This window comes from Variovorax sp. EBFNA2, assembly GCF_033802765.1.
In the GTDB taxonomy this organism is placed as follows: Bacteria; Pseudomonadota; Gammaproteobacteria; order Burkholderiales; family Burkholderiaceae_C; genus Variovorax; species Variovorax paradoxus_H.
Window position 1 is genome coordinate 1637819 of sequence record NZ_CP138496.1, and the last position, 22374, is coordinate 1660192.

Below are 22374 nucleotides of genomic sequence, written 5' to 3' on the forward strand. Positions count from 1 at the left end.
ACGTCATGAGTGGACGCGTCACGGATCAGGCCGACGGGCTGCGGCGGCTGCTCGGGCAGGCGCCGGTGCGCGTCGTTGCCGTGGCGGGCATGGGCCCCGGCGCGGGCGCGACCACGGCTGCGATGAGCCTGGGCGCAGCGCTGGCGCAGCAGGGCAAGGACGTGCTGCTGCTCGACGAGCATCACCCGAAGCTGCGTTCAATTTGCGATGTGTGGGCGCTCGGTCCGCGCGGAACGCTGGCCGATGTGACGAGTCGGCGGTTGCGCGTCGATCAGGCCGCCGCCAGCGCGGTGTGCGGCGTGCAGGTGCTGCCCGCGTCCCCCGGCGCGACGGTTGACCCGCGCACGCTGTGGCCACGCGGCATCGTGCTCGTCGATGCGGCCTTCGATGACGAGGGCCGTCTGTCGCCGCTGGCGGAAGGCGCCGACGAACTGCTGCTCGTGCTGCAACCCCACCCGGCAGCCATCACCTCGGCCTACGCGGGCATCAAGCGCCTGCATCGCGCGCATGCGCTGAAGCAATTGCGCTTCCTGCTCAACGGTGTGACCGACGTGGCGACCGCGCAGCAGGTCATGCACAACCTCGCGCAGGCGGCCAGTCGCTACCTCGCGCTGTCGCTGCTGCCCGTGGGCTGGGTGCGCACCGACCCTTGGCTGGCTGATGCGGCGCGGTTGCGCCAGACCGGGGTCGAGGCCTTTCCGGCCAGCGCGGCGGCGGTCGATTTCCGCGCCATCGCCGACGACATGGGCCGCTGGCCGTGGCGCACGCCCGCGCGCCCGGCCGTGTTCCCGCAGGCGCTCGCCGCCTGAGACACGACGACGAGGACGGACGGCCGTGTACACCGCGCAGGGCACCATCGAGAAATCGCATCTGCTGGAACAGCACCAGCCGCTGGTGCGCCGCATCGCGCTGCAGATGATGGCGCGGCTGCCGGCCAGCGTGGAGCTGGACGACCTGATCCAGGCCGGCATGCTCGGCCTGCTCGATGCATCGAGCCGCTATCAGGACCACCGCGGCGCGCAGTTCGAGACCTTCGTCAGCCAGCGCATCCGCGGCGCCATGCTCGACGAGCTGCGCGCCAGCGACTGGGGTTCGCGCGGGCTGCGCCAGTCGGCGCGCGGCATCGAGAAAGCGATCCAGGCACTGGGCCACCGGCTGGGCCGCGCGCCCACCGAAGGCGAGATCGCGAAGGAGCTGAAGGTCGACCTGGACACCTACCAGTCGATGCTGCAGGACATCCAGGGAAGCCAGCTGCTGTACGTGGAAGACTTCGCCAAGGGCGACCCCGACAACCCCTTTCTCGACCTGCACGCGCAAGATGCGCGCAAGGGCCGCGGCCAGTTCGACGACCCGCTGGCGCGCCTGCTCGAAAGCGGCTTTCGCCACCAGCTGGTGGACGCGATTGGCGAGCTGCCCGAGCGTGACCAGCTGCTGCTCAAGCTCTACTACGAGGAAGAGCTGAACCTGCGCGAGATCGGCGCGGTCCTCGAGGTGAGCCAGTCGCGCGTCTGCCAGCTGCACGGGCAGGCGGTGAGCCGGCTGCGTGCGAAGCTCAAAGACGCGCTGTAGAAAAAGTCAATTGGCGTAGCGCGCGTCGAGCGCATCGAGCTCGGGCTTGCGCACCAGCCGCTGCCGCTCGGCGAAGGGAGCGACCAGCGACGGGTCTTCGTCCATGCGCCGTGTGTCGCGCAGCACCGTGAGCGCCTTCTGCATGCCGGCCAGCGCGCCCTGCAGCGCGGCGTTGGCGTACAGCACGATGCCGTAGCCGAGGCCACCGAGTTCCTCGGCGCCGAAGATCGGTGTCTTGCCGCCGATCACCATGTTCATGAGTTGCGGCTTGTGCAGGCGCTGCGGCAGCGCGCGAATCTCGTCGGCCGTGGTGACGGCCTCGACGAACAGGATGTCCGCACCGGCCTCGCTGAACTTCTGTGCGCGCTCGATCGCAGCCTCGAAACCCAGCGTCGCCGCCGCGTCGGTGCGCGCCATGATGAGCAGGTCGGGGTCGGTGCGGGCATCGACAGCGGCTTTGATCTTGTTGACGGCTTCCTCGGTGGAGATCACCTCCTTGCCCGAGAAATGGCCGCAGCGCTTGGGCGCGACCTGGTCTTCGAACTGGATGCAGTCGGCGCCTGCGCGCTCCAGCACGCGCACCGTGTGGCGCACGTTCAGCGCATTGCCGAAGCCGGTGTCGGCATCGACGATCAGCGGCAGGTTCACGGCGTCGCGGATGCGCGCCGTGTGGTCGGCGATCTCGTGCAGGCCCATGAAGCCCTGGTCGGGCAGGCCGAACCACATGTTGGTGACGCCCGCGCCGGTGACGTAAATGGCTTCGAAGCCCAGGTCTTCGATGACGCGCGCCGACAGCGCGTTGAAGGCGCCCGGCACCAGCACGCCGCGGCGGGCCTCGGCCAGGGAACGGAGGGTCTTGCGAGTCGACATCGGAATTTCCTGTGAATGAATCTGAAAGTTCAAAGGGTGTCGCCGGGCACGCGGACGTAGCCTTCCATGAGCACGCGCGCGCTGCGGCTCATCACGGCCTTGGTCACGCGCCATTCGCCCTCGACCTGGTTTGCTTGTGCGCCCACGCGCAAGGTGCCCGAGGGGTGGCCGAAGCGCACGGCCTCGCGCGCACCGCCGCCGGCCGCGAGGTTCACCAGCGTGCCGGGAATGGCGGCGGCCGTGCCGATGGCCACGGCCGCCGTGCCCATCATGGCGTGGTGCAGCTTGCCCATCGACAGCGCGCGCACGAGCAGGTCGATGTCGCCGGCCGCGACGGCCTTGCCGCTCGATGCGGTGTAGCCCGCCGGCTTCGCCACGAAGGCGACCTTGGGCGTGTGCTGGCGGCTGGCCGCTTCGTCGAGCGTGCGGATGAGCCCCATGCGCAGCGCACCTTGCGCGCGGATGGCCTCGAAGCGGGCGAGCGCGGCGGCATCGCCGTTGATCGCGTCCTGCAGCTCGGTGCCGGTGTAGCCAATGGCGTCGGCGTTCACGAAGACGGTGGGGATGCCGGCGTTGATCATCGTGGCCTGCAGCGTGCCGGTGCCGGGCACGTCGAGGTTGTCGACGAGGTTGCCGGTCGGGAACATCGCGCCGCCCGCGCCGTCTTCTTGTTCGGCGGCGGGGTCCATGAAATCGAGCTGGACTTCGGCCGCGGGAAAGGTCACGCCGTCGAGTTCGAAGTCGCCGCTCTCCTGCACCGCGCCGCCAGTCATCGGCACGTGCGCGACGATGGTCTTGCCGATGTTGGCCTGCCAGATGCGCACGACCGCCACGCCATCGCGCGGTACGCGTGCCGCATCGATGAGGCCGTTGCTGATAGCGAACGGCCCGACGGCGGCCGAAAGGTTGCCGCAGTTGCCGCTCCAATCCACGAAGGGTTGGTCGATCGACACCTGGCCGAACAGGTAGTCCACGTCGTGGCCGGGCCGCTCGCTCTTCGAGAGGATGACGGTCTTGCTGGTGCTCGACGTCGCGGCGCCCATGCCGTCGATCTGCTTGCCGTAGGGGTCGGGGCTGCCGATCACGCGCAGCAGCAGCGCGTCGCGCGACTTGCCCGGCACTTGCGCGGCTTCGGGCAGGTCTTGCAGGCGGAAGAACACGCCCTTGCTGGTGCCACCGCGCATGTACGTGGCGGGGATCTTGATCTGCGGAATGTGCGGCATCGTCAGTCGGCTTTCGTGGCGGCGAGGAAGTCTTGTGCGAAGCGCTGCAGCACCCCGCCGGCTTCGTAGATGGAGACCTCTTCGGCGGTGTCGAGGCGGCAGGTCATGGGCACGTCGAGCCGTTCACCGCTCTGGCGGTGCACGACCAGCGTGAGATCGGCGCGCGGGGTGCGCTCGCCGGTCACATCGTAAGTCTCGGTGCCGTCCAGGCCCAGCGTGAGGCGGTTGGTGCCGGGCTTGAATTCGAGCGGCAGCACGCCCATGCCGATCAGGTTGGTGCGGTGGATGCGCTCGAAGCCCTCGGCCGCAATCGCTTCGACGCCGGCCAGCCGCACGCCCTTGGCGGCCCAGTCGCGCGACGAGCCCTGGCCGTAGTCGGCACCGGCCACGATGATCAGCGGCTGCTTGCGAAGCATGTAGGTCTCGATGGCTTCCCACATGCGCATCACCTGGCCCTCGGGCTCCACGCGCGCCAGCGATCCGGCGCGCACGGTGCCGTCGGCCTTGCGCACCATCTCGTTCTTGAGCGTGGGGTTGGCGAAGGTGGCGCGCTGTGCCGTGAGGTGGTCGCCGCGGTGGGTGGCGTAGGAGTTGAAGTCTTCCTCGGGCAAGCCCATGCGGTGCAGGTACTGGCCGGCCGCGCTGTCCAGCAGGATCGCGTTCGATGGCGACAGGTGGTCGGTCGTGATGTTGTCCGGCAGGATCGCCAGCGGTCGCATGCCCTTGAGCGCGCGTTCACCGGCGAGCGCGCCTTCCCAGTACGGCGGGCGGCGGATGTAGGTGGAGGCGGGGCGCCAGTCGTACAGCGGCGCCACCTTCTCGCCCGTGTCGGGCTGGATCGCGAACATCGGCTCGTACACCTGGCGGAAGTGCGCGGGCTTCACGCTGGCCTTGACGATGGCGTCGATTTCTTCGTCGCGCGGCCAGAGGTCCTTGAGGCGGATCTCCTTGCCGTCGACCACGGTGAGCACGTCTTTCTCGATGTCGAAGCGCACGGTGCCCGCAATCGCGTAGGCCACCACCAGCGGCGGCGAGGCCAGGAAGGCCTGCTTCGCGTACGGGTGGATGCGCCCGTCGAAGTTGCGGTTGCCCGAGAGCACGGCGGTGGCGTACAGGTCGCGCTCGACGATCTCCTGCTGGATGGCCGGATCGAGCGCGCCCGACATGCCGTTGCATGAGGTGCAGGCATAGGCGACCACGCCGAAGCCCAGCTGTTCGAGTTCGCGCATCAGGCCCGCGTCTTCCAGGTACAGCGTCACCGCTTTCGAGCCCGGCGCCAGCGAGGTCTTGACCCAGGGCTTGCGCGTCAGGCCCACGCGGTTGGCGTTGCGTGCGAGCAGGCCCGCGGCGATCACGTTGCGCGGGTTGCTGGTGTTGGTGCAGCTGGTGATGGCCGCGATGATCACCGCGCCGTCGGGCATCTGGCCGGGCACGTCGTCCCACGGGGCGGCGATGCCGCGCGCCGCGAGGTCGGCGGTGGCCACGCGCGCATGCGGGTTCGACGGGCCGGCCATGTTGCGCACGACCGTCGAGAGGTCGAAGTGCAGCACGCGCTCGTACACGACCTCGCTCAGCGTGTCGGCCCACAGGCCGGCCTGCTTCGCATAGATCTCGACGAGGCGCACCTGCTCGTCGGCGCGGCCCGTGAGGCGCAGGTAGTCGAGCGTCTGCGTGTCGATGGCGAACATCGCGGCGGTGACGCCGTACTCGGGCGCCATGTTGGAGATGGTCGCTCGGTCGCCCAGCGTGAGGGTGGCCGCGCCTTCGCCGTGGAACTCGAGGTACGCGCCCACGACCTTTGCCGCGCGGAGGAACTCGGTCAGCGCCAGCACGACGTCGGTGGCCGTGATGCCCGGCTGCGGCCGGCCCGCGAGGCGCACGCCGACGATGTCGGGCAGCCGCATCCACGAGGCGCGGCCGAGCATCACGTTCTCGGCCTCGAGCCCGCCCACGCCGATGGCGACCACGCCCAGCGCGTCGACGTGCGGCGTGTGGCTGTCGGTGCCGACCAGCGTGTCGGGGTAGGCCACGCCGTCTTGTGCATGCACGACGGGCGACATCCGCTCCAGGTTGATCTGATGCATGATCCCGTTCCCCGGCGGGATCACCTCCATGTTGCGGAAGGCCCGCTTCGTCCATTCGATGAAGTGAAAGCGGTCTTCGTTGCGCCGGTCCTCGATGGCGCGGTTCTTCGCGAAGGCATCGGGGTCGAAACCGCCGCACTCCACGGCCAGCGAGTGGTCGACGATGAGCTGCACAGGCACCACGGGGTTCACCTGCGACGGGTCGCCGCCCTGTTCGGCGATGGCGTCGCGCAGGCCGGCCAGGTCGACCAGCGCGGTCTGGCCGAGGATGTCGTGGCAGACCACGCGCGCGGGGAACCACGGAAAGTCATGATCGCGCCGACGCAGCGCGAGTTGCGTGAGGCTCTGCACGAGGATCGCGGGGTCGCAGCGGCGCAGGAGGTTCTCGGCATGCACGCGCGCGGTGTAGGGCATCGTGGCCCAGGCGCCGGCGCAGATGGCTTCGACGGCTTCGCGCGCGTCGAAATAATCCAGCGCGGTGCCGGGAAGGTTCTTGCGGTAGTCGGTGTTCATGGGGCGCTTGTCGCTCGGCACCCGCACGCAGGCACGGGTGCTTTTCTTCTTTTGGTGTTTTTACTTCCGATCCTGGATCGGCGCGAACTTCAGGTCTTCGGGGCCCGTGTAGTTGGCGCTCGGCCGGATGATCTTGTTGTCGATGCGCTGCTCGATGATGTGGGCCGCCCAGCCGGATGTGCGCGCAATGACGAACAGCGGCGTGAACATGGCCGTGGGCACGCCCATCATGTGATAGCTCACGGCGCTGAACCAGTCGAGGTTGGGGAACATCTGCTTCACGTCCCACATCACCGCTTCAAGCCGCTCGGCAATGTCGAACATCTTGGTCGAGCCGGCCTCCTGCGACAGCGTGCGCGCCACGCCCTTGATGACCACGTTGCGCGGGTCGCTCACCGTGTAGACCGGGTGGCCGAAACCGATCACGACTTCCTTGGCTGCGACGCGGCGGCGGATGTCGGCCTCGGCTTCGTCGGGCGCGTCGTAGCGCTTCTGGATCTCGAAGGCCACCTCGTTGGCGCCGCCGTGCTTGGGGCCGCGCAGCGCACCGATGGCGCCGGTGATGGCCGAGTACACGTCTGAGCCCGTGCCCGCGACCACGCGCGCCGTGAAGGTCGAGGCGTTGAACTCGTGCTCGGCATACAGGTTGAGCGAGGTGTGCATCGCGCGCTCCCACTGCGCACCGGGCTTGCGGCCGTGCAGCAGGTGCAGGAAGTGCGCGCCGATCGAGTCGTCGTCGGTCTCGACCTCGATGCGCCGGCCCTGCGTGGACCAGTGGTACCAGTACAGCAGCATCGAGCCGAGCGAGGCCATGAGGCGGTCGGCGATGTCGCGCGCGCCGGGCAGGTTGTGGTCTTCCTTCTCGGGCAGCAGGCAGCCCAGCGACGAGACGCCGGTGCGCATCACGTCCATCGGGTGCGCGCTGGCGGGCAGCTGCTCCAGCGCTTCCTTCAGGCTCGCGGGCAGGCCGCGCATGGCCTTCAGCTTGGCCTTGTAGGCGCGCAGCTCGGCGGACGTGGGCAGCTTGCCGTGCACCAGCAGGTGCGCGATTTCCTCGAACTCGCAGACCTCGGCGATGTCCAGGATGTCGTAGCCGCGGTAGTGCAGGTCGTTGCCGGTGCGGCCCACGGTGCACAGCGCCGTGTTGCCCGCGGTCACGCCCGACAGGGCGACGGATTTCTTGGGCTTGAAGCCGGTGGGGGTGGCGATGTCGTTCATGCGGGTTCCTTGTCTGTGGGCACGGGGTGCAGGTAGGCGTGGCGCAGGCGCGCCGGACGGCCGCGGCCATCGACGGCCACCATCTCGAACAGGCCCTTCAGCGAAGGGCGGGGCTCGCCGTCGGGCGGCTCGGCCGCGCCGGTGACGCAGACGGTGAGCGAGCTGCGCCCGGCGCGCGTCACCCAGGCCCGCAGGCGCAGCACGTGGCCTACCGGCACGGGCGCCAAGAACTGCGCGTCGCCCAGGCTGGCCATGACCACGTCGGACTTGGCGAAGGCGCGCGCGGCGAGGAACGCGGCCTTCGACATCAGCAGCAGGGCGTTGCCGCCGAACAGCGTGCCGTAGTGGTTGGCGTGCGCGGGGAACACGATGTCGGTCAGCTCGATGGCGGCAGATCGGTGGGTCATGCTTCGCAATTTACGCAATCGAACGCCCATAATGAAGGACTGAATTGGCGAATCATTGCGAATGAAAACAGCTGATTTTGCAAATATTGCGAATATCGCAAAGACCCACGAGGTGACCCGATGAGCAAGACCTTCATGGGCGTGCGCCTGCGCACGCTGCGCGCCGAACGCGGCCTCACGCAGGTGGCGCTGGCGCAGATGCTCGGCCTGTCGCCGAGCTACCTGAACCAGATCGAACAGAACCAGCGTCCGCTCACCGTGGCCGTGCTGCTGCGCATCAGCAAGACGCTCGGCGTCGATGTGCAGCAGTTCTCCGACGACGAAGAGGCGCGGCTGGTTGCGAACATGCGCGAGGCGCTGGCGGACAACCCCGGCGGCGAGGCCGTGGCACTGCCCGAGCTGCGCGAGGTGGCGTCGCAAATGCCGGCCGTGGCGCGCGCGCTGCTCGCCTTGCACCGCCGCCACCAGGAGGCGCAGGAGCGGCTGGAGCTCATGGCCGCCGAACTCGGCGACGGGCGCGGCGACATCTCGCGCAGCCGGCCGATGCCCTTCGAGGTGGTGCGCGATTTCTTCTTTGCCCATCAGAACCATTTCGACCCGCTCGACACCGCCGCCGAATCGCTCGCCGCAGAAGCCCGCGCGCACGGCGGACCGCTCGCCGAATGGCTCCAGCAGCGGCTTCTGAAGGTGCACGGCGTGCGCGTGGTGCCCGACGACGACGCCGCGGGCGCGCTCGACAGCCAGCGCCGCTACGACCCGGCCAGCCGCGTGCTGCGTTTGTCGGCCGGTCTCGAGCCGGGTCAGCAGGCCTTCCAGCTGGCCACGCAGCTGGCGCTGCTCGAGCAGGCCGCGCTCATCGAATTGCTGGTGGCGCAGGCCGACTTCGGCGATGCGCCGGCCCATGCATTGGCGCGCATCGGGCTGGCGAACTACTTCGCGGCGGCCGTGCTGTTGCCGTATGGCCCGTTCCTGCAGGCGGCCGAGGCGCTGCGCTACGACATCGATCTGCTCGCACGCCAGTTCGGCGTCGGCTTCGAAACGGTCTGCCACCGCCTCAGCAGCATGCAGCGGCCGGGCGCGTCGGGCGTGCCCTTCTTCTTCATCCGCGTGGACCGGGCCGGCAACATCTCCAAGCGGCAGTCGGCCACGCACTTCCACTTCTCGAAGACCGGCGGCACCTGCCCGCTGTGGAACGTGTACGAGGCCTTTGCGCAGCCCGGGCGCGTGTTGCCCCAACTGGCGCGCATGCCCGACGGCCGCGCCTACCTGTGGATTGCGCGCACCGTGTCGCACGGCCAGCGCGGCTTCGGCTCACCGAGCAAGACCTTCTCGATCGGCCTGGGCTGCGACATCCGCCACGCCCCGCGCCTGGTCTACGCCAAGGGCCTCGACCTGAAGGACCCCGACGTGCCCACGCCCATCGGCATGGGCTGCAAGGTGTGCGAGCGCGTGGCCTGCCCGCAGCGGGCGTTCCCGTTCATCGGGCGGCCGCTGGATGTGAACGAGAACGAGAGCAGGTTCACACCGTATGCGGTGGCGGGGGCGTGATTCGTCAGCGGATGACAGACGCTTCGTGGCATTTGCACGTCACCATGCATGCTTGAACTTGTAGAGAAATTCACATGCATGCGCTTCGCGTGTGAATGACGCATGGGTTGACCGGCTTTCGCTGCCGCGCTGGTCACAAACAGGGGCGCTTGCTACTTTCAGGTACTTCCGCGCAGCCGAAGGGACTCGAACAATCGACTGAATACCGCCCCTTGCGACGCGAGGGAGAAAAGCTATTCAGGGAGTCTCATGTCCATTCACGGCAGTGTGCCATTGCGCACGCGCTCGTCATCGCCGTTGGTTGTCGATCGGCAGAACCACCGGCTGCTGCGCCTCTCGTTCCCCAAGGGTGGGGAGCCTGCCGAAGCCGACTTGGTCATCAACCGTTTGGAGGCCAGCGAAGGCCTGTCGCGCGACTTCGAGTTCACCGCGGAACTGCTTTCGCACCGTGCCGATCTCGCATTGAAAGACATGCAGGGCAAGATGCTCTGCATCGAACTCGTGCGCCCGGACGGCACGTTGCGCCATTTCAACGGCATCGTCTTCGCGTTTCGCCTCGTCAAGACCGACGGCAATCTCGCGTTCTATGAAGCAAGGTTGGGCCCGTGGCTGCAGTACCTGCGCCTGCGGTCGAACAATCGGCTGTTCCACCGCAAGAAGCTGCAGGAACAGACCCAGGCCATCTTCGACGGCTACGACACATTGCCCCAATGGACGTGGCAGGTGCGCGGCGAAGACGCGGCCATCACCATGGCCGCGCAGGGCGGCGGCGCTCAAGGGGAGAGCGATCACAACTACCTGCACCGGCGCTGGGAGGCCGCCGGCTACAGCTACTGGTACGAGCACACGCGCGAAGGCCACACGCTCGTTTTGTCCGACGACACCACCTTGGCCTCGGCCATCGATGGAACGACGCCCGACATCCGCTTTCAGAGCGAAGGCGGTGCTGGCGAAGAAGACGCGATCCACCAGTGGAGCGCCGTGCGCGAGATCGTCTCCGGAGGCATGCGAAGGAGCAGCCCATGAGCAGCCAGCAAATCATCCGGGACCACGACCGATGGCGCAAAGGCGCCGGCGGTGCGCCAGCTGGCTTGGCCGGACAAAGCGACAACCACGCCTATGCAAGCCTGGACCTGAACCTTGCGCAGTTCGCTGCCAGTGTCTTCACGGGCAGCAGTTTCACCGGGTGCACGTTGAGGCAGGCCGGCTGGACGGGTTGCCAGTTCACGGGCTGCACCTTCTCCGCCTGTGACTTCGAGGGCATCTCCATCGCAGGCTGCACGTTTACCGATTGCACCTTCACGCAGTCGCGGTTTCGGCAAAGCCGGTTCGATGCTTGCAGGTTCGAGCGCTGTCAATGGAACGAGTTGACCTTCGACGGGGCGCACTGGCGCAACGTCGATGTGCTGGACAGCACAGGAACGACCGTGGAGGCCGATGGCTTGGCTGGCGAGCGCGTGGACTTCACGGGCAGCCAGTTTGAGAATATGCAAATGAGCAACACTAGGATCAATTGAGCGTGGCTGACATCAACGAAGTTGCTACAAAAATCGGCTTGCCAGTTTGGCTGGCGGCCTTGGGAGTCGTCGCCGCCGGAGCGGTCGGATTGACAGCGGTTACGTACGAGAAGGTTCGTATCCCCGGTCTTGAGGGACGCATTGCGTTGCAGGAGCGCGAACTCTCCAACGAGAAGCAGCGGGCGACTCAGGCCGAAGAATTCGCGATCGGGTGGAAGAGGCTGTACGAGGAACTCGTGAACAATGTCAAGACGGCTTCAGACCAATCCCTCGATGCCTGTTCCATGGTTCAGCACATCCGTGATCTTCGTGTAGGCAAGCAGGCTGCCGAGGTGATGCTGGGGCGAGTGCAGGTGGGGCAGGACAACTGGAACACCTTCACCCCCGAGGAACGCGACAAGCGCGTTGCCGAACTCAGGCGCGAAGCCTCTGACTATCAGGCGCAGATACTTGCCGTTTCAAAGTGCGAGAAGTAAGCGCGCTGGACCTGGGTTGGGTCTGATTCGGAAGAGGTTGCGCGGGCTCTGTCGAAAGCGGCACTGGGCCTCCCTTGGGCGATAGGGTTAGGGTGGCTTTGGATCGATCCCTTTGGTCACTAGGCAGGCATTGAGGCGGGGCCCCAGGCTCAGCAACCATGAGAAAGCGCTGAGCGACGCAAATTTTCCAGCGCTACGCCAACAGCACACCCAGCCAGGCACCATGAGTGCGCGCTCGACGCCAACTCTCATGTCTCCATCGACGCTGCACCCGCCGGACTTGACGTATGCCTCGAGCCATCGCGGCGTGGCGCAGCGTTCCTTAGGCACCGTTTTCTTTTTTGGCCGTTCCCACGTCGCTCCACCCGCCCCCCAGCGCCTTGTAGATCGCCAGCCGGTTCGTCTGCTCCGTGAGCTGCAAACCGATCAGCGTCTGCTGCGCCGCATAGTCGCTGCGCTGCGCGTCCAGCACGTCGAGGTAGTTGGCGGCGCCGCTCTTGAAGAGCGCCTGCGAGAGCTCGAAGCTGCGCGCGGTCGCGCTGCGCAGCGAGCGCTGGGCGTCGAGGCGTTCGGCCAGCGTGCGGCGTTCGGCCAGCGCGTCGGCCACTTCGCGGAACGCGGTCTGCACGGCCTTCTCGTAGGTGGCGATCTGGATCTTCTGCTGCGCCTGCGCGACCTGCAGGGTGGCGCGGTTGGCGCCGCCGTCGAAGATCGGCACGCTGATCGACGGCGCAAAACTCCAGGCCTTGCTGCCGCTGGTGAACAGGCCCGAGAGCGTGCTGCTCGCGGTGCCGGCCGAGGCCGTGAGTGCGATGCGCGGGAAAAAAGCTGCGCGTGCTGCGCCGATGTCGGCATTGCTCGCACGCAGCGCGTGCTCGGCGGCGCGCACGTCGGGGCGCTGCTGCAGCACGTTCGACGACAGGCCGGCCGGGGGCACGAGCAACTGGGCCACGTCGGCGGTGGTCGCGGCGGTCGGCAGCAGCTCGGGTGGCGGCGTGGCGCCGACCAGCAGCGCGAGCGCGTTGCGGTCTTGTTCGACCTCGCTGTCGAAGGCCGCGGCGTCGGCGCGCGCGGCATCGACGGTGCTTTGCGATTGCGCCAGCGCCAGGCCCGACTGCGCACCCAGCGCATGGCTGCGCTGCACCAGCTCGAAGGACTTGCGCTGGCTCTCGAGCGTGCTGCGCGCGAGCTGCAGGCGCTGCTCGTCGGCGGCCAGCTGCAGCCACGCGGTGGCGACCGAGGCCACGAGGCTGATCTGCGTGCTGCGCTGTGTTTCTTCAGTCTGGAAGTAACTCTGCAGCGCCGATTCGCCGAGGTTGCGCACGCGCCCGAACAGGTCGAGTTCGTAGGCCGTCATGCCGAGGTTGGCGCTGTACTGCGAAGCGATGCGCGGCTCGCCGCTGGTCGACAGGCTGCCCGGCGTGCGCGCGCGCGTGCCAGCCGCGCCGGCGTTGACGGTGGGGAACAGGTCGGCCCGCGCGATGCCGTACTGGGCGCGCGCACGTTCGATGTTGAGCGCGGCCACGCGCAGGTCGCGGTTGTTGGCGAGCGCGAGTTCGATCACGCCTTGGAGCTGCTTGTTGACGAAGAAGTCGCGCCAGCCGATGTCGAGTGGCGTGGCGGCGGTGACGCCAGCCGAGGGCAGCGCAGCGGGCACCGGCGAGGCGGGCGTTTCATACGCGGGTGCGAGGTTGACGCAGCCCGCGAGCACGACCGAGGCCATGGCGACGCAGGCCAGTGCGCGCAGGGGAAGGCGGGGCAGGGTGGTGCGATTCATCAGTGTGCTCCCTGTTCCGCGGGCACTGCATCCGGCGCGGCGGCCGGCTTGCGGCGGCCTTCCAGCCAGCCGCGAATCAATGCGAAGAACAGCGGCACGAAGAAGATGCCCAGCGCCGTGCCGACCACCATGCCGCCGAGCACCGCGGTGCCGATCGAGTGGCGTCCGCCTGCGCCCGCGCCGGTGCCGATGGCGAGCGGCAGCACGCCGAAGCCGAAGGCCAGCGAGGTCATGAGGATGGGGCGCAGCCGCAGGCGCACGGCTTCCAGCGTGGCCTCGATCACGCCCTTGCCCTGCTCCTGCAGCTGCTTGGCGAACTCGACGATCAGGATCGCGTTCTTCGACGACAGGCCCACGGTGGTCAGCAGGCCGACCTGGAAGTACACGTCGTTGCTCAGCCCGCGCAGGCTGGTGAACAGCAGCGCACCGACGATGCCCAGCGGCACTACGAGGATCACCGAGAACGGCACCGACCAGCTCTCGTACAGGGCGGCGAGGCACAGGAACACGAACAGGATCGAGATGGCGTAGAGCAGCGGCGCCTGCGCGCCTGACAGGCGTTCCTGGAACGAGGCGCCGGTCCATTCGTAGCCGATGCCGGCGGGCATCTGCTTCATCACTTCATCGACCGCGGCCATGGCGACGCCGGAGCTCACGCCGGGCGCGGCATCGCCGACGAACTCGTAGCTCGGGCTGCCGTTGTAGCGCTGCAGCTGCGGAGAGCCGTAGGTCCAGCGCGAGCTCGAGAACGCCGGGAACGGCACCATCTGGCCCAGGCTGTTGCGCACGCTCCAGCGGTCGATGTCGGTGGGCAGCATGCGAAAGGCCGTGTCGCCCTGCATGTACACGCGCTTGACGCGGCCGTTGTCCAAAAAGTCGTTGATGTAGGTGCCGCCCATGGCGCTCGACAAGGTGCTGTCAATGTCGGACGTGGCCAGGCTCGATGCACCGGCGCGCGCGTCGTCGATGTCCACCGCGAACTGCGGCGTGTCGTCCAGGTTGTTGCTGCGCACGTTCGCCACCTCGGGGCGCTTGGAGAGCAGGTCGATGAGCTGGTCGCGCGCCTTCACGAGCGCGTCGTGGCCCAGGCCGTTGATGTCTTTCAGGTGGAAGTTGAAGCCCGCGTTGGCGCCGAGCCCGCGCACCGCCGGCGGCAGCAGCACGAAGATGCGCGCGTCGCGGATCGTCGAGAGTTCCTTGTTGGCGCGCCGCGCGAGTTCGGCGGCCGACTGGCCGGCGCCTTCGCGCTCGGCCCAGTCCTTCAGCTTCACGAAGGCGCGTGCCGAACTCTGGTCGCCGTTCTGCCCGGTGATCACGTTCACGCTCACCACCTCGGGCTGCTTGGTGAAGTAGTCCTGCATCTGCGCGACCACCGGCTGCAGCCGCGCATCGGACGCGCCCGGCGGCAGCGTCACCTGCACCTGGAGGAAGGCCTGGTCTTCATCGGGCAGAAACGACGTGGGCAGCCGCATGAACAGCAGCGCCATCACGGCCGCGATGAGCAGGTACACCACGAGGCTGCGCTTGCCGCGCCGCATGATGCCGCCGACCACGCCCTGGTAGCGGTCGGCGCCCTTGTCGAAGGTGCGATTGAAGCCCGCGAAGAAGCGGTCGACCGCGCCCAGCACGCCCTTGCGCGGCGCGGCATGGCCGCCCTTGGCAACGGGCTTCAGCAGCGTGGCGCACAGCGCCGGCGTGAGCGTGAGCGCCACGAACACCGACAGCGCCATGGCCGAGACGATGGTGATCGAGAACTGGCGGTAGATCACGCCGGTCGAACCGCCGAAGAAGGCCATCGGGATGAACACGGCCGACAGCACCAGCGCGATGCCGATCAGTGCGGGCGTGATCTCGGCCATCGACTTGCGCGTGGCCTCCTTGGGAGAGAGGCCTTCCTCGTGCATCACGCGCTCGACGTTTTCCACCACCACGATGGCGTCGTCCACCAGCAGGCCGATGGCCAGCACCATGCCGAACATGGTGAGCGTGTTGATCGAGTAGCCGGCCATCGAGAGCACGCCGAAGGTGCCCAGCAGCACCACCGGCACGGCAATGGCCGGGATCAGCGTGGCGCGGAAGTTCTGCAGAAAGACGTACATCACCAGCACGACCAGCACCATGGCCTCGGCCAGCGCCTTCACCACCTCGTCGATCGATGCGCTCACGAAGGGCGTGGTGTCGTAGCTCACGAAGGTCTGCATCTGGTTGGGAAAGAGCGGCTGCAGCTCGGCCACCTTGGCCTTCACGGCCTCGGCCACCTGCACCGCGTTGGCGCCGTCGGCCAGCACGATGCCCATGCCGGCGCCGGGGCGGCCGCTCAGCACCGAGCGCACCGTGAGGTTCTCGGCGCCCAGCTCGACGCGGGCCACGTCTCTCAGGCGCACCACGGCGCCGTCGGGCGTGGCGCGCAGCACCACGTTCTCGAACTCCTCGACCGTCTTCAGCTTGCTGCGCGCGGTGATGGTGGCGTTGAGCTGCTGCTGCGCACCGGCCGGCAGCGCGCCGAGCTGGCCGGCGGAGACCTGCGCGTTCTGCGCGGTGATGGCGCTGCCCACGTCGGAGGGCATGAGCGCGTACTTGCGCAGCTTGTCGGGGTCGAGCCACAGGCGCATGGCGTAGCCGGTGCCCAGCGTCTGCACTTCGCCCACGCCGTCGATGCGGCTGATGACGTCGACCAGATTGCTGCTGATGAAGTCGCCCACGTCCACCGCCGAGGCACTGCCGTCGCCGGAGAACATCGAGACGATCATGAGGAAGTCGTTGCCGCCCTTGGTGACGGTGACGCCGCGGCTTTGCACCTGCTGCGGCAGGCGCGACATGGCCTGCTGCAGCTTGTTCTGCACCTGCATCTGGGCCACGTCGATGTTGGTGCCCGCGTCGAAGGTGAGCGACAGCCGCGCCTGCCCCGACGAGTTGCTGGTCGACTGCATGTACAGCAGGTTGTCCAGCCCCTTCATCTGCTGTTCGATGACCTGGGTGACGGAGTCTTCGACCGTCTTGGCCGAGGCGCCGGTGTAGGTGGCGCCGATGGACACGCGCGGCGGCGCGATGTCGGGGTACTGCTCGAGCGGCAGCGTGCGAATGGCCATCAGGCCGGCGAGCATGACGACGATGGAAAGCACCCACGCGAAGATGGGGCGGTCGATGAAGAACTGGGCCATGGATCGGCCTCAGCGTGCGAGGGTGGCGGAAGCGGCGTCGGGCTTGGCGCTCGCGACGGCGGCGCCGGCGGGGCGCGCGCCCAGGTCGACCGTGCGCACCTTGTCGCCCACCTTCACGCGCTGAGAGCCTTCCATGAGCACGCGGTCGCCCGCGACCAGGCCGTCGATCACCTGCCAGCGCGTGCCGATGGCGCGGCCGATGCGGATGGGGCGCTTCTCGACCTTGTTGTCGGCATCGATCACCAGCGTGGAGGCGCTGCCGTCGGGCGCGCGCGTCACGGCCTGCTGCGGCACCAGCAGCGCGGCGTCGTTCACGCCCTCTTGCAAGACGGCGCGCACGTACATGCCGGGCATCAGCAGCTTGTCGGGGTTGGGCACCACGGCGCGCAGCGTGACGCTGCCGGTGCCGGCATCGACCGTCACGCCGCTGAAGGTGAGGCGCCCGGCGTGCGGGTAGGGGCTGCCGTCTTCGAGCAGCAACTGGATGCGCGCCTCGGCCTCGCTGGCGCGTTGCAGCCGGCCACTGGCGAGCTCGCGCTTCAGGCGCAGCAACTCGCTGCTCGACTGCGTGACGTGCACATGGATCGGGTCGAGCTGCTGCACGGTGGTCATGGCAGCCGCCTGGTTGGCTGTGACCAGCGCGCCCGGGGTCACGGTCGAGAGCTCTGCCCAGCCGGTGATCGGCGAGGTGATGCGCGTGTAGCCCAGCTGGATGCGCGCGGTCTGTTCGGCGGCGCGCGCCACGCCGAGGTCGGCTTCGGCCTGCTGCGCGGCGGCCCGGGTTTCATCGAACACCTGGCGGCTGATGGCGTCGATCTTCACCAGCTCGGCATTGCGCTTGGCCACGGTGCGGGCCGTGGCCAGGGCCGACTCGGCCTTGCGCACGCTGGCCTGCGCGCTGGCATGCGCCGCCTGCAGCGAGGCCGGGTCGAGCTGGTAGAGCACCTGGCCGGCCTTGACCTGCGAGCCTTCGGTGAAGAGCCTTTCCTTGAGGATGCCGCCGACCTGCGGGCGGATCTCGGCGATCACCGGGGCCGCGGTGCGCCCGGGCAGTTCGGTGCTCAGGGCCAGCACCTCGGACTTGAGCGTGACGATGCCGACTTCTTTTTCAGGGGGCGCCTTGGCCGTGCCGGGAGACTCCACGTTGGTGCGCGAGCACCCCACGAGGGCGGCGGCGATGCACAGGGCCGTGAGGAGCGGGGCGGAACGGAAGGCAAAGTGGGCGGGCATGGGCAAGCAGAAGTAACGAAAGCCAAAGATGGAGCGGGCACGCGCCGTCGAGTTCAATGCCGCGGCGCGGGGGCGGCGAACTTTACAGAGCGGAAACCGTGCCATGCCCGGGAAGGGCCGGCGGGTGGGGTCGAGTGTGCTATCGCCCGGTTAAGCAGGTGTGAAGCAGGGCGATGCCCGTGGCCGTCTGGGCTTCTGTCACGGCTTCTTTTTCGCCTGCGCGACCAGGAAATCGACCAGCAGCACCAGCGGCCCGACCGCGTGGTCGGCGCGATACAGGATGCCCAGCGGCGCGATGGGCGCGTTCATGCGCAGCGGCAGCTCGACCACGGCCGAGCGGTCGAGCTGGTCGAGCACGGTGCGCGGCACCGGCACCACCACGTCGGGCTGCGAGAGCAGGGCGCGCACCAGCTGCGGCGTGAGCACCTGGATGGCGTGCGGGCGCGGCACGATCTGCTCGGCAGCCCAGGCGGCCTCCATCACCTGACGCACCGCGAAGTGCGACGGCGGCAGCACCCAGCGCGAGTCGGCGAGGTCGCGCAGCCGCAGTCGCTTGCGTTGCGCCGCCGGGTGATTGATGCCGGCGATGACCACCACCGAGTCGCTGCGCAGCGGCACGAAGCGGTGGGCGTCGGGCACGCGCGCCGGCTGGCGCAGCAGCACGGCGTCGAAAGCGCCCGCGCGCAGGCCGATCGTGAGACGTTCGATGTTGCCTTCCTCGATGAACAGGCGCAGCTTGGGGTGCTTCGCATGCAGCCCGTTGAGCGCGGGCTGCAGCACGCTGGCGATGGCCGCCTCGATGGCACCGATGCGCAGCGCGCGGGTCTCTTGCGCGGCCAGCGCCGCGAGGCCGTCACTGGCGACCTGCATCGCGTCGATCACCATGCGCGCATGCAGCGCCAGCAGGCGCCCGGCCTCGGTGATGCGCATGCCGCGCGCGTGGCGCTCGAACAGCGGCGTGTCGATCAGGCTCTCGACCTCCTGCAGCATCTGCGTGGCCGCCGGCTGGCTGATGTGGATCGCGTCGGCCGCGCGGCGCAGGTGCGAGTGCGCGGCCAGCGCGTCGATCAGCTTCAGGTGACGCAGCCGCAGCCGCGCGAGCAGCCGCTCGTGCAGCACGGAGGAGGGTGTGGGCGTGTCGGGGGCCATCGATAGGCAATCATTATCAAGCGATGCAAAAGCGATTGGACGCCAATCGGTGGCCTTCCTACGCTCATGGGGTCGGGCGGCAGACAAGGGCGCATCGGCTGCCGGCCCGACGGGGCCGTGCGGACGAAGGGCCCCCGCCCGGCGGGTCCTTCCCTTCTTCTTCAGACAACACCTCACCATGTCCCACCGATTCCGTCCGGCCGCACGCCTGTGCCTGCCCATCGTTCTTGCCGTCTCGTCCCTGTGCGCCTCGGCGCAGGAGGCGCCTGCCGCTGCGGCATCGCCCGCGCCGGCCGCCGCCGTGCCGCTGTACCCGCTGATCGCCGAGCGTTCCAAGGCCATCGAGCAGAAGGTGATCGACTGGCGCCGCGACATCCACCAGCACCCCGAACTCGGCAACCAGGAAAAGCGCACCGCCGCGCTGGTCGCGGCCCACCTGAAGGCGCTGGGCTACGAGGTGCGCGAAGGCGTGGCCGTGACCGGCGTGGTCGCCACGTTGCGCGGCGCCAGGCCCGGCCCGGTGGTGGCGCTGCGCGCCGACATGGACGCGCTTCCCGTGAAGGAGCAGGTCGACGTGCCCTTCGCCTCCAAGGCCCGCGCGCAGTGGGGCTTCGCCACCGTCGACGTCATGCACGCCTGCGGACACGACGGCCACGTGGCGATCCTCATGGGCGTGGCCGAGGTGCTGGCCTCGATGAAGGCGCAGCTGCCGGGCACCGTGAAGCTGATCTTCCAGCCGGCCGAAGAAAAACTGCCCAACGCCGAGATCGGCGGTGCGCGCCGCATGCTGGCCGAAGGCGCCTTCGACGCGCCCACGCCCGACGCGGTGTTCGGCCTGCACCTGGTCTCGGCGCTGAACACCGGGCAGATCGGCTACAAGCCCGGCCCCATCACCGCGAGTTCGGACACCTTCAAGGTGAGCGTGAAGGGCCGCCAGACGCACGGCTCGCAACCCTGGAGCGGGGTCGACCCGATCGTGCTGGGCTCGCAGATCGTGCTGGGCTTCCAGACCATCGCGAGCCGCCAGGTCAACGTGACCAAGGAGCCGTCGGTGCTCAGCGTGGGCACCTTCAACGCGGGCACGCGCTACAACATCATTCCCGACGCGGTCGAGATGAGCGGCACGCTGCGCACCTACGACGACGAGATGCGCCAGTTCATCATGAAGCGCATGGGCGAGACCGCCTCGCACATCGCGCAAAGCGGCGGCGGCACGGCGGAGGTCCGCTTCGAGGCCGACGGCTACGCCCCGACCGTGAACGACGCCACCCTGACCGCGCAGATGGTGCCCAGCCTGCAGCGCGTGCCGGGCGCCAAGCCGGTGGTGATTCCGAAGGGCACGGGCGGCGAAGACTTCTCGTTCTTCGCGCAGAAGGCGCCGGGCCTGTTCGTGATGATCGGCGCCACGCCGCCCGGTCGCGACGCAGCCAAAGCCGAGCCCAACCACTCGCCGCGCTTCTTCGTCGATGAAGCCAGCCTGCTGATCGGCGTGCGCACGCTGTCGCAGCTGACGGTGGACTACATGGCGGGCGCGCAGCGCTGAGCGCGCTGCTTCCGTTGGCCGCTCAGAGCCAGTTGCCGCCCTGCGGCATCTGGATCTGCTCGGCCGGATCGCCGCCCGTCACGAACGAGCCGATGAGGATGCTCAGCAGCGAGATGAAGATGCTCGCGAAGAGGGCGGTCCAGAAGCCCGACACCTTGAAGCCCTTCACCAGCGCCGCCACGAGCATGACCATCAGCGCGTTGATGACCAGCAGGAACAGGCCGAAGGTCAGCAGCGTCAGCGGCAGTGTGAGGAAGATCAGCAGCGGCTTGACGACCGCGTTGGCCAGGCCGAGCAGCAGCGCCGACACGATCAGCGCCGCGGTGCTGTCGAACTTGAGCCCCTTGAAGAGGTGGCTGGCGACCCACAGCGAGATGCCGGTGATGGCCCAGTGGACGAGGAAAGGGGTGATGTTGTTCAGCATGGCGTGCGGTGTGTGTCGGCAGCCCGCATGGTAAACGGGGCGTCGCGGCAGGCCGGCGTGCGGGGAGGGCGGATTTTCTGCGGTTACTTCCCGAAACCGTGGGCGACAGACCGTTAAGATCGCGAACTTCTGGCGCCTGCGCAGGCGTCTGTCTCCATCTTTCTCTGGTTTGGCCGCATCAACCGCGGTCATGCATCCATGGCGAATGCGTCGATCGCAAGCGTGACACCCGCTCCGGCGTCGGCCGACGAGGCCGAGTCGTGGGTGCGCGGGGAACTCATCCGCAGCCTGATGCGCTCGGCGCGCGGCTCCTATATCGTTTCGGCGGCGCTCATGCCCGCCATGGTCGGCCTGGGCTGGGGCCACGTGCCCCGCTGGGAGCTGCTGACCTGGCTGGCCGCCGGCATCATCGCCACCACCTGCCGGGCCTGGGGCGCGCGCGTGTATGCCGTGCGCTATGCCGGGCGCAGCGCGGTCGCGCAGCAGCAGTTCACCGACCGCTACGGCTTCGTGTGGAGCACCAGTGCGGTGGTCTGGGGTTGTTCGGTGCTGCTGTTCTTCGAGCGCACGCCGCAGGTCAACCAGTTCATGAGCTGGCTCATCGTGGCCGGCGTGGGCACCTTCCCGCTCAACGGGCTGGCGCTGCACCCGCCGCTGCTCAAGCGCTACGTCAACACACTGTTCATCACCATGCTCGGCGCGGTGCTGGTGCGCCTCGTGGCCGTCACCATGCAGCACCCGCATTTCCAGTACGGCTACCTGATGCCGCTGCTGCCGGCGCTGCACTGGTTCCTGCTGTTGCGCGCCGGCCGCAACATCCATGAGACGGCGCGCAACAGCCTGGAGCTGCTGTTCCACAACCACATCCTGATCAAGTCGCTCACGCAGCAGCGGCAGGCGGCGGTGTCGGCCGTGGCCATGAAGAACCGCTTCCTGGCCAGCGCCGCGCACGACATGCGCCAGCCCGTACTGGCGCTGTCGCTGTACGCCGACTGGCTGCGCAACGAGCCCGAGCTGGTGCTCGAGCTCGCCCCGAAGATCGTGCGCGCGACCCACGCGGTGAACGCGCTGTTCGACTCCATGTTCGACCTCGCGCGCATCGACGCGGGCCAGGTGCGGCTGCACATCGAGCGCGTCGACGTGGCCGAGCTGCTGCACGACCTCGAGCTGCAGTACCGCCCCGTGGCCGAGAGCCGGGGCCTGGACTTCCGGGTGCATGTGACCGAAGGCTCGTTCCTCACCGACCCGATCCGCGTGCGCCGCATGATCGGCAACCTGCTCGCCAACGCCATCAAGTACACGACCGAAGGCGGCGTGCTGCTGGCCGCGCGCCAGACCCGCGAGGGCATGCGCGTGGAGGTGTGGGACACCGGCATCGGCATCGCGCCCGAGCACCTGCGCGACGTGTTCCTCGAGTTCTACAAGGTGGCCGACCACGCCGGCACCTCCGACGGCTTCGGCCTGGGCCTGGCCATCGTCGCACGGCTGTCGCACGTGCTGGGCCACCCGGTCAGCGTGCGCTCGCGCCTGGGCAGCGGCAGCGTGTTCCGCGTGGCGCTGCACGATGCCGACGAGGCGGTGGCGCAGGCGCGGGTGAGTGCGTCGGGCGGCTGATCGGTTGTTGTTGCACCGCCCATGAAAAAACCGCGCACGAGGCGCGGTTCC

18 protein-coding genes are annotated in these 22374 nt (G+C 68.4%); 8 read left to right on the forward strand and 10 right to left on the reverse strand.

The annotated features are described in order from the left end of the window. Positions 1-5: 5 nt before the first annotated feature. Together RZE79_RS07505 and RZE79_RS07510 are read left to right on the forward strand one after the other, a co-directional pair. Positions 6-809: a flagellar biosynthesis protein FlhG gene (locus RZE79_RS07505; protein ID WP_319359644.1), complete on the forward strand. Its 804-nt coding sequence runs from the start codon at positions 6-8 to the stop codon at positions 807-809. Between the two features lie 25 nt (positions 810-834). Further along, positions 835-1569, forward strand: coding sequence for an RNA polymerase sigma factor FliA (locus tag RZE79_RS07510; RefSeq protein ID WP_099791951.1), 735 nt, complete (start codon positions 835-837; stop codon positions 1567-1569). A 6-nt stretch (positions 1570-1575) separates the two neighbouring features. On the opposite strand, the gene RZE79_RS07515 is transcribed toward RZE79_RS07510, so the two are convergent. Genes RZE79_RS07515 through RZE79_RS07535 form a run of 5 tightly spaced genes read right to left on the reverse strand, consistent with a single transcriptional unit; the run spans position 1576 to position 7884 of the window. After that, entirely contained in the window at positions 1576-2439 is an 864-nt protein-coding gene (locus RZE79_RS07515) for an isocitrate lyase/PEP mutase family protein (RefSeq protein WP_319359645.1), read from the reverse strand. 29 nt (positions 2440-2468) lie between these two features. Then, positions 2469-3662 carry a 2-methylaconitate cis-trans isomerase PrpF gene (gene prpF, locus RZE79_RS07520; protein ID WP_319359646.1) on the reverse strand — a complete coding sequence of 398 codons (1194 nt, stop codon included), beginning with the start codon at positions 3660-3662 and terminating at the stop codon, positions 2469-2471. A gap of 2 nt (positions 3663-3664) precedes the next feature. Further along, positions 3665-6259, reverse strand: coding sequence for a Fe/S-dependent 2-methylisocitrate dehydratase AcnD (acnD, locus tag RZE79_RS07525; RefSeq protein ID WP_319359647.1), 2595 nt, complete (start codon positions 6257-6259; stop codon positions 3665-3667). Positions 6260-6319: 60 nt separating this feature from the next. Continuing rightward, the gene (gene prpC / locus RZE79_RS07530) at positions 6320-7477 is read right to left on the reverse strand and encodes a 2-methylcitrate synthase (protein ID WP_319359648.1); all 1158 of its coding nucleotides are present in this window, start codon (positions 7475-7477) and stop codon (positions 6320-6322) included. Then, on the reverse strand, positions 7474-7884 hold the full coding sequence (locus RZE79_RS07535; RefSeq protein WP_101489224.1) for an acyl-CoA thioesterase: 411 nt from the start codon (positions 7882-7884) through the stop codon (positions 7474-7476). Before RZE79_RS07535 ends, prpC begins: the two co-directional genes overlap by 4 nt. 120 nt (positions 7885-8004) lie before the next feature. On the opposite strand from RZE79_RS07535, the gene RZE79_RS07540 reads away from it, so the two are divergent. The 4 genes from RZE79_RS07540 to RZE79_RS07555 all read left to right on the forward strand — a co-directional run bounded on the left by RZE79_RS07540 (position 8005) and on the right by RZE79_RS07555 (position 11425). Next, a complete protein-coding gene (locus tag RZE79_RS07540) occupies positions 8005-9432 on the forward strand; it encodes a short-chain fatty acyl-CoA regulator family protein (RefSeq protein ID WP_319359649.1) in 1428 nt (475 codons plus the stop codon). A gap of 249 nt (positions 9433-9681) precedes the next feature. Continuing rightward, on the forward strand, positions 9682-10458 hold the full coding sequence (locus RZE79_RS07545) for a type VI secretion system Vgr family protein (RefSeq protein WP_319359650.1): 777 nt from the start codon (positions 9682-9684) through the stop codon (positions 10456-10458). Continuing rightward, positions 10455-10949 carry a pentapeptide repeat-containing protein gene (locus RZE79_RS07550; RefSeq protein ID WP_319359651.1) on the forward strand — a complete coding sequence of 165 codons (495 nt, stop codon included), beginning with the start codon at positions 10455-10457 and terminating at the stop codon, positions 10947-10949. Before RZE79_RS07545 ends, RZE79_RS07550 begins: the two co-directional genes overlap by 4 nt. Before the next feature lie 2 nt (positions 10950-10951). Continuing rightward, positions 10952-11425 (forward strand): hypothetical protein, encoded by a 474-nt coding sequence (locus RZE79_RS07555; RefSeq protein WP_319359652.1) that lies wholly within the window; start codon positions 10952-10954, stop codon positions 11423-11425. Between the two features lie 322 nt (positions 11426-11747). Here RZE79_RS07555 and RZE79_RS07560 read toward each other — a convergent pair whose 3' ends face one another. The 4 genes from RZE79_RS07560 to RZE79_RS07575 form a co-directional block, all read right to left on the reverse strand. Beyond that, positions 11748-13202 carry an efflux transporter outer membrane subunit gene (locus RZE79_RS07560; RefSeq protein ID WP_319359653.1) on the reverse strand — a complete coding sequence of 485 codons (1455 nt, stop codon included), beginning with the start codon at positions 13200-13202 and terminating at the stop codon, positions 11748-11750. Beyond that, positions 13202-16363, reverse strand: coding sequence for an efflux RND transporter permease subunit (locus RZE79_RS07565; protein ID WP_319359655.1), 3162 nt, complete (start codon positions 16361-16363; stop codon positions 13202-13204). The genes RZE79_RS07560 and RZE79_RS07565 overlap by 1 nt, the downstream gene beginning before the upstream one ends. Positions 16364-16372: 9 nt before the next feature. Continuing rightward, positions 16373-17593: an efflux RND transporter periplasmic adaptor subunit gene (locus RZE79_RS07570; protein ID WP_319359657.1), complete on the reverse strand. Its 1221-nt coding sequence runs from the start codon at positions 17591-17593 to the stop codon at positions 16373-16375. A 198-nt stretch (positions 17594-17791) separates the two neighbouring features. Beyond that, positions 17792-18742, reverse strand: a complete 951-nt coding sequence (locus RZE79_RS07575; RefSeq protein WP_319359658.1) for a LysR substrate-binding domain-containing protein — start codon at positions 18740-18742, stop codon at positions 17792-17794. 178 nt (positions 18743-18920) lie between these two features. Here RZE79_RS07575 and RZE79_RS07580 point away from each other — a divergent pair, with 178 nt between their 5' ends. Then, a complete protein-coding gene (locus tag RZE79_RS07580) occupies positions 18921-20285 on the forward strand; it encodes an amidohydrolase (protein WP_319359659.1) in 1365 nt (454 codons plus the stop codon). A gap of 22 nt (positions 20286-20307) precedes the next feature. Here the strand turns inward: RZE79_RS07580 and RZE79_RS07585 are convergent, their stop codons facing one another. Next, positions 20308-20709 (reverse strand): phage holin family protein, encoded by a 402-nt coding sequence (locus RZE79_RS07585; protein ID WP_101489232.1) that lies wholly within the window; start codon positions 20707-20709, stop codon positions 20308-20310. A 222-nt stretch (positions 20710-20931) separates the two neighbouring features. On the opposite strand from RZE79_RS07585, the gene RZE79_RS07590 reads away from it, so the two are divergent. Further along, entirely contained in the window at positions 20932-22323 is a 1392-nt protein-coding gene (locus RZE79_RS07590; protein WP_319359660.1) for a HAMP domain-containing sensor histidine kinase, read from the forward strand. Positions 22324-22374 lie beyond the last annotated feature (51 nt).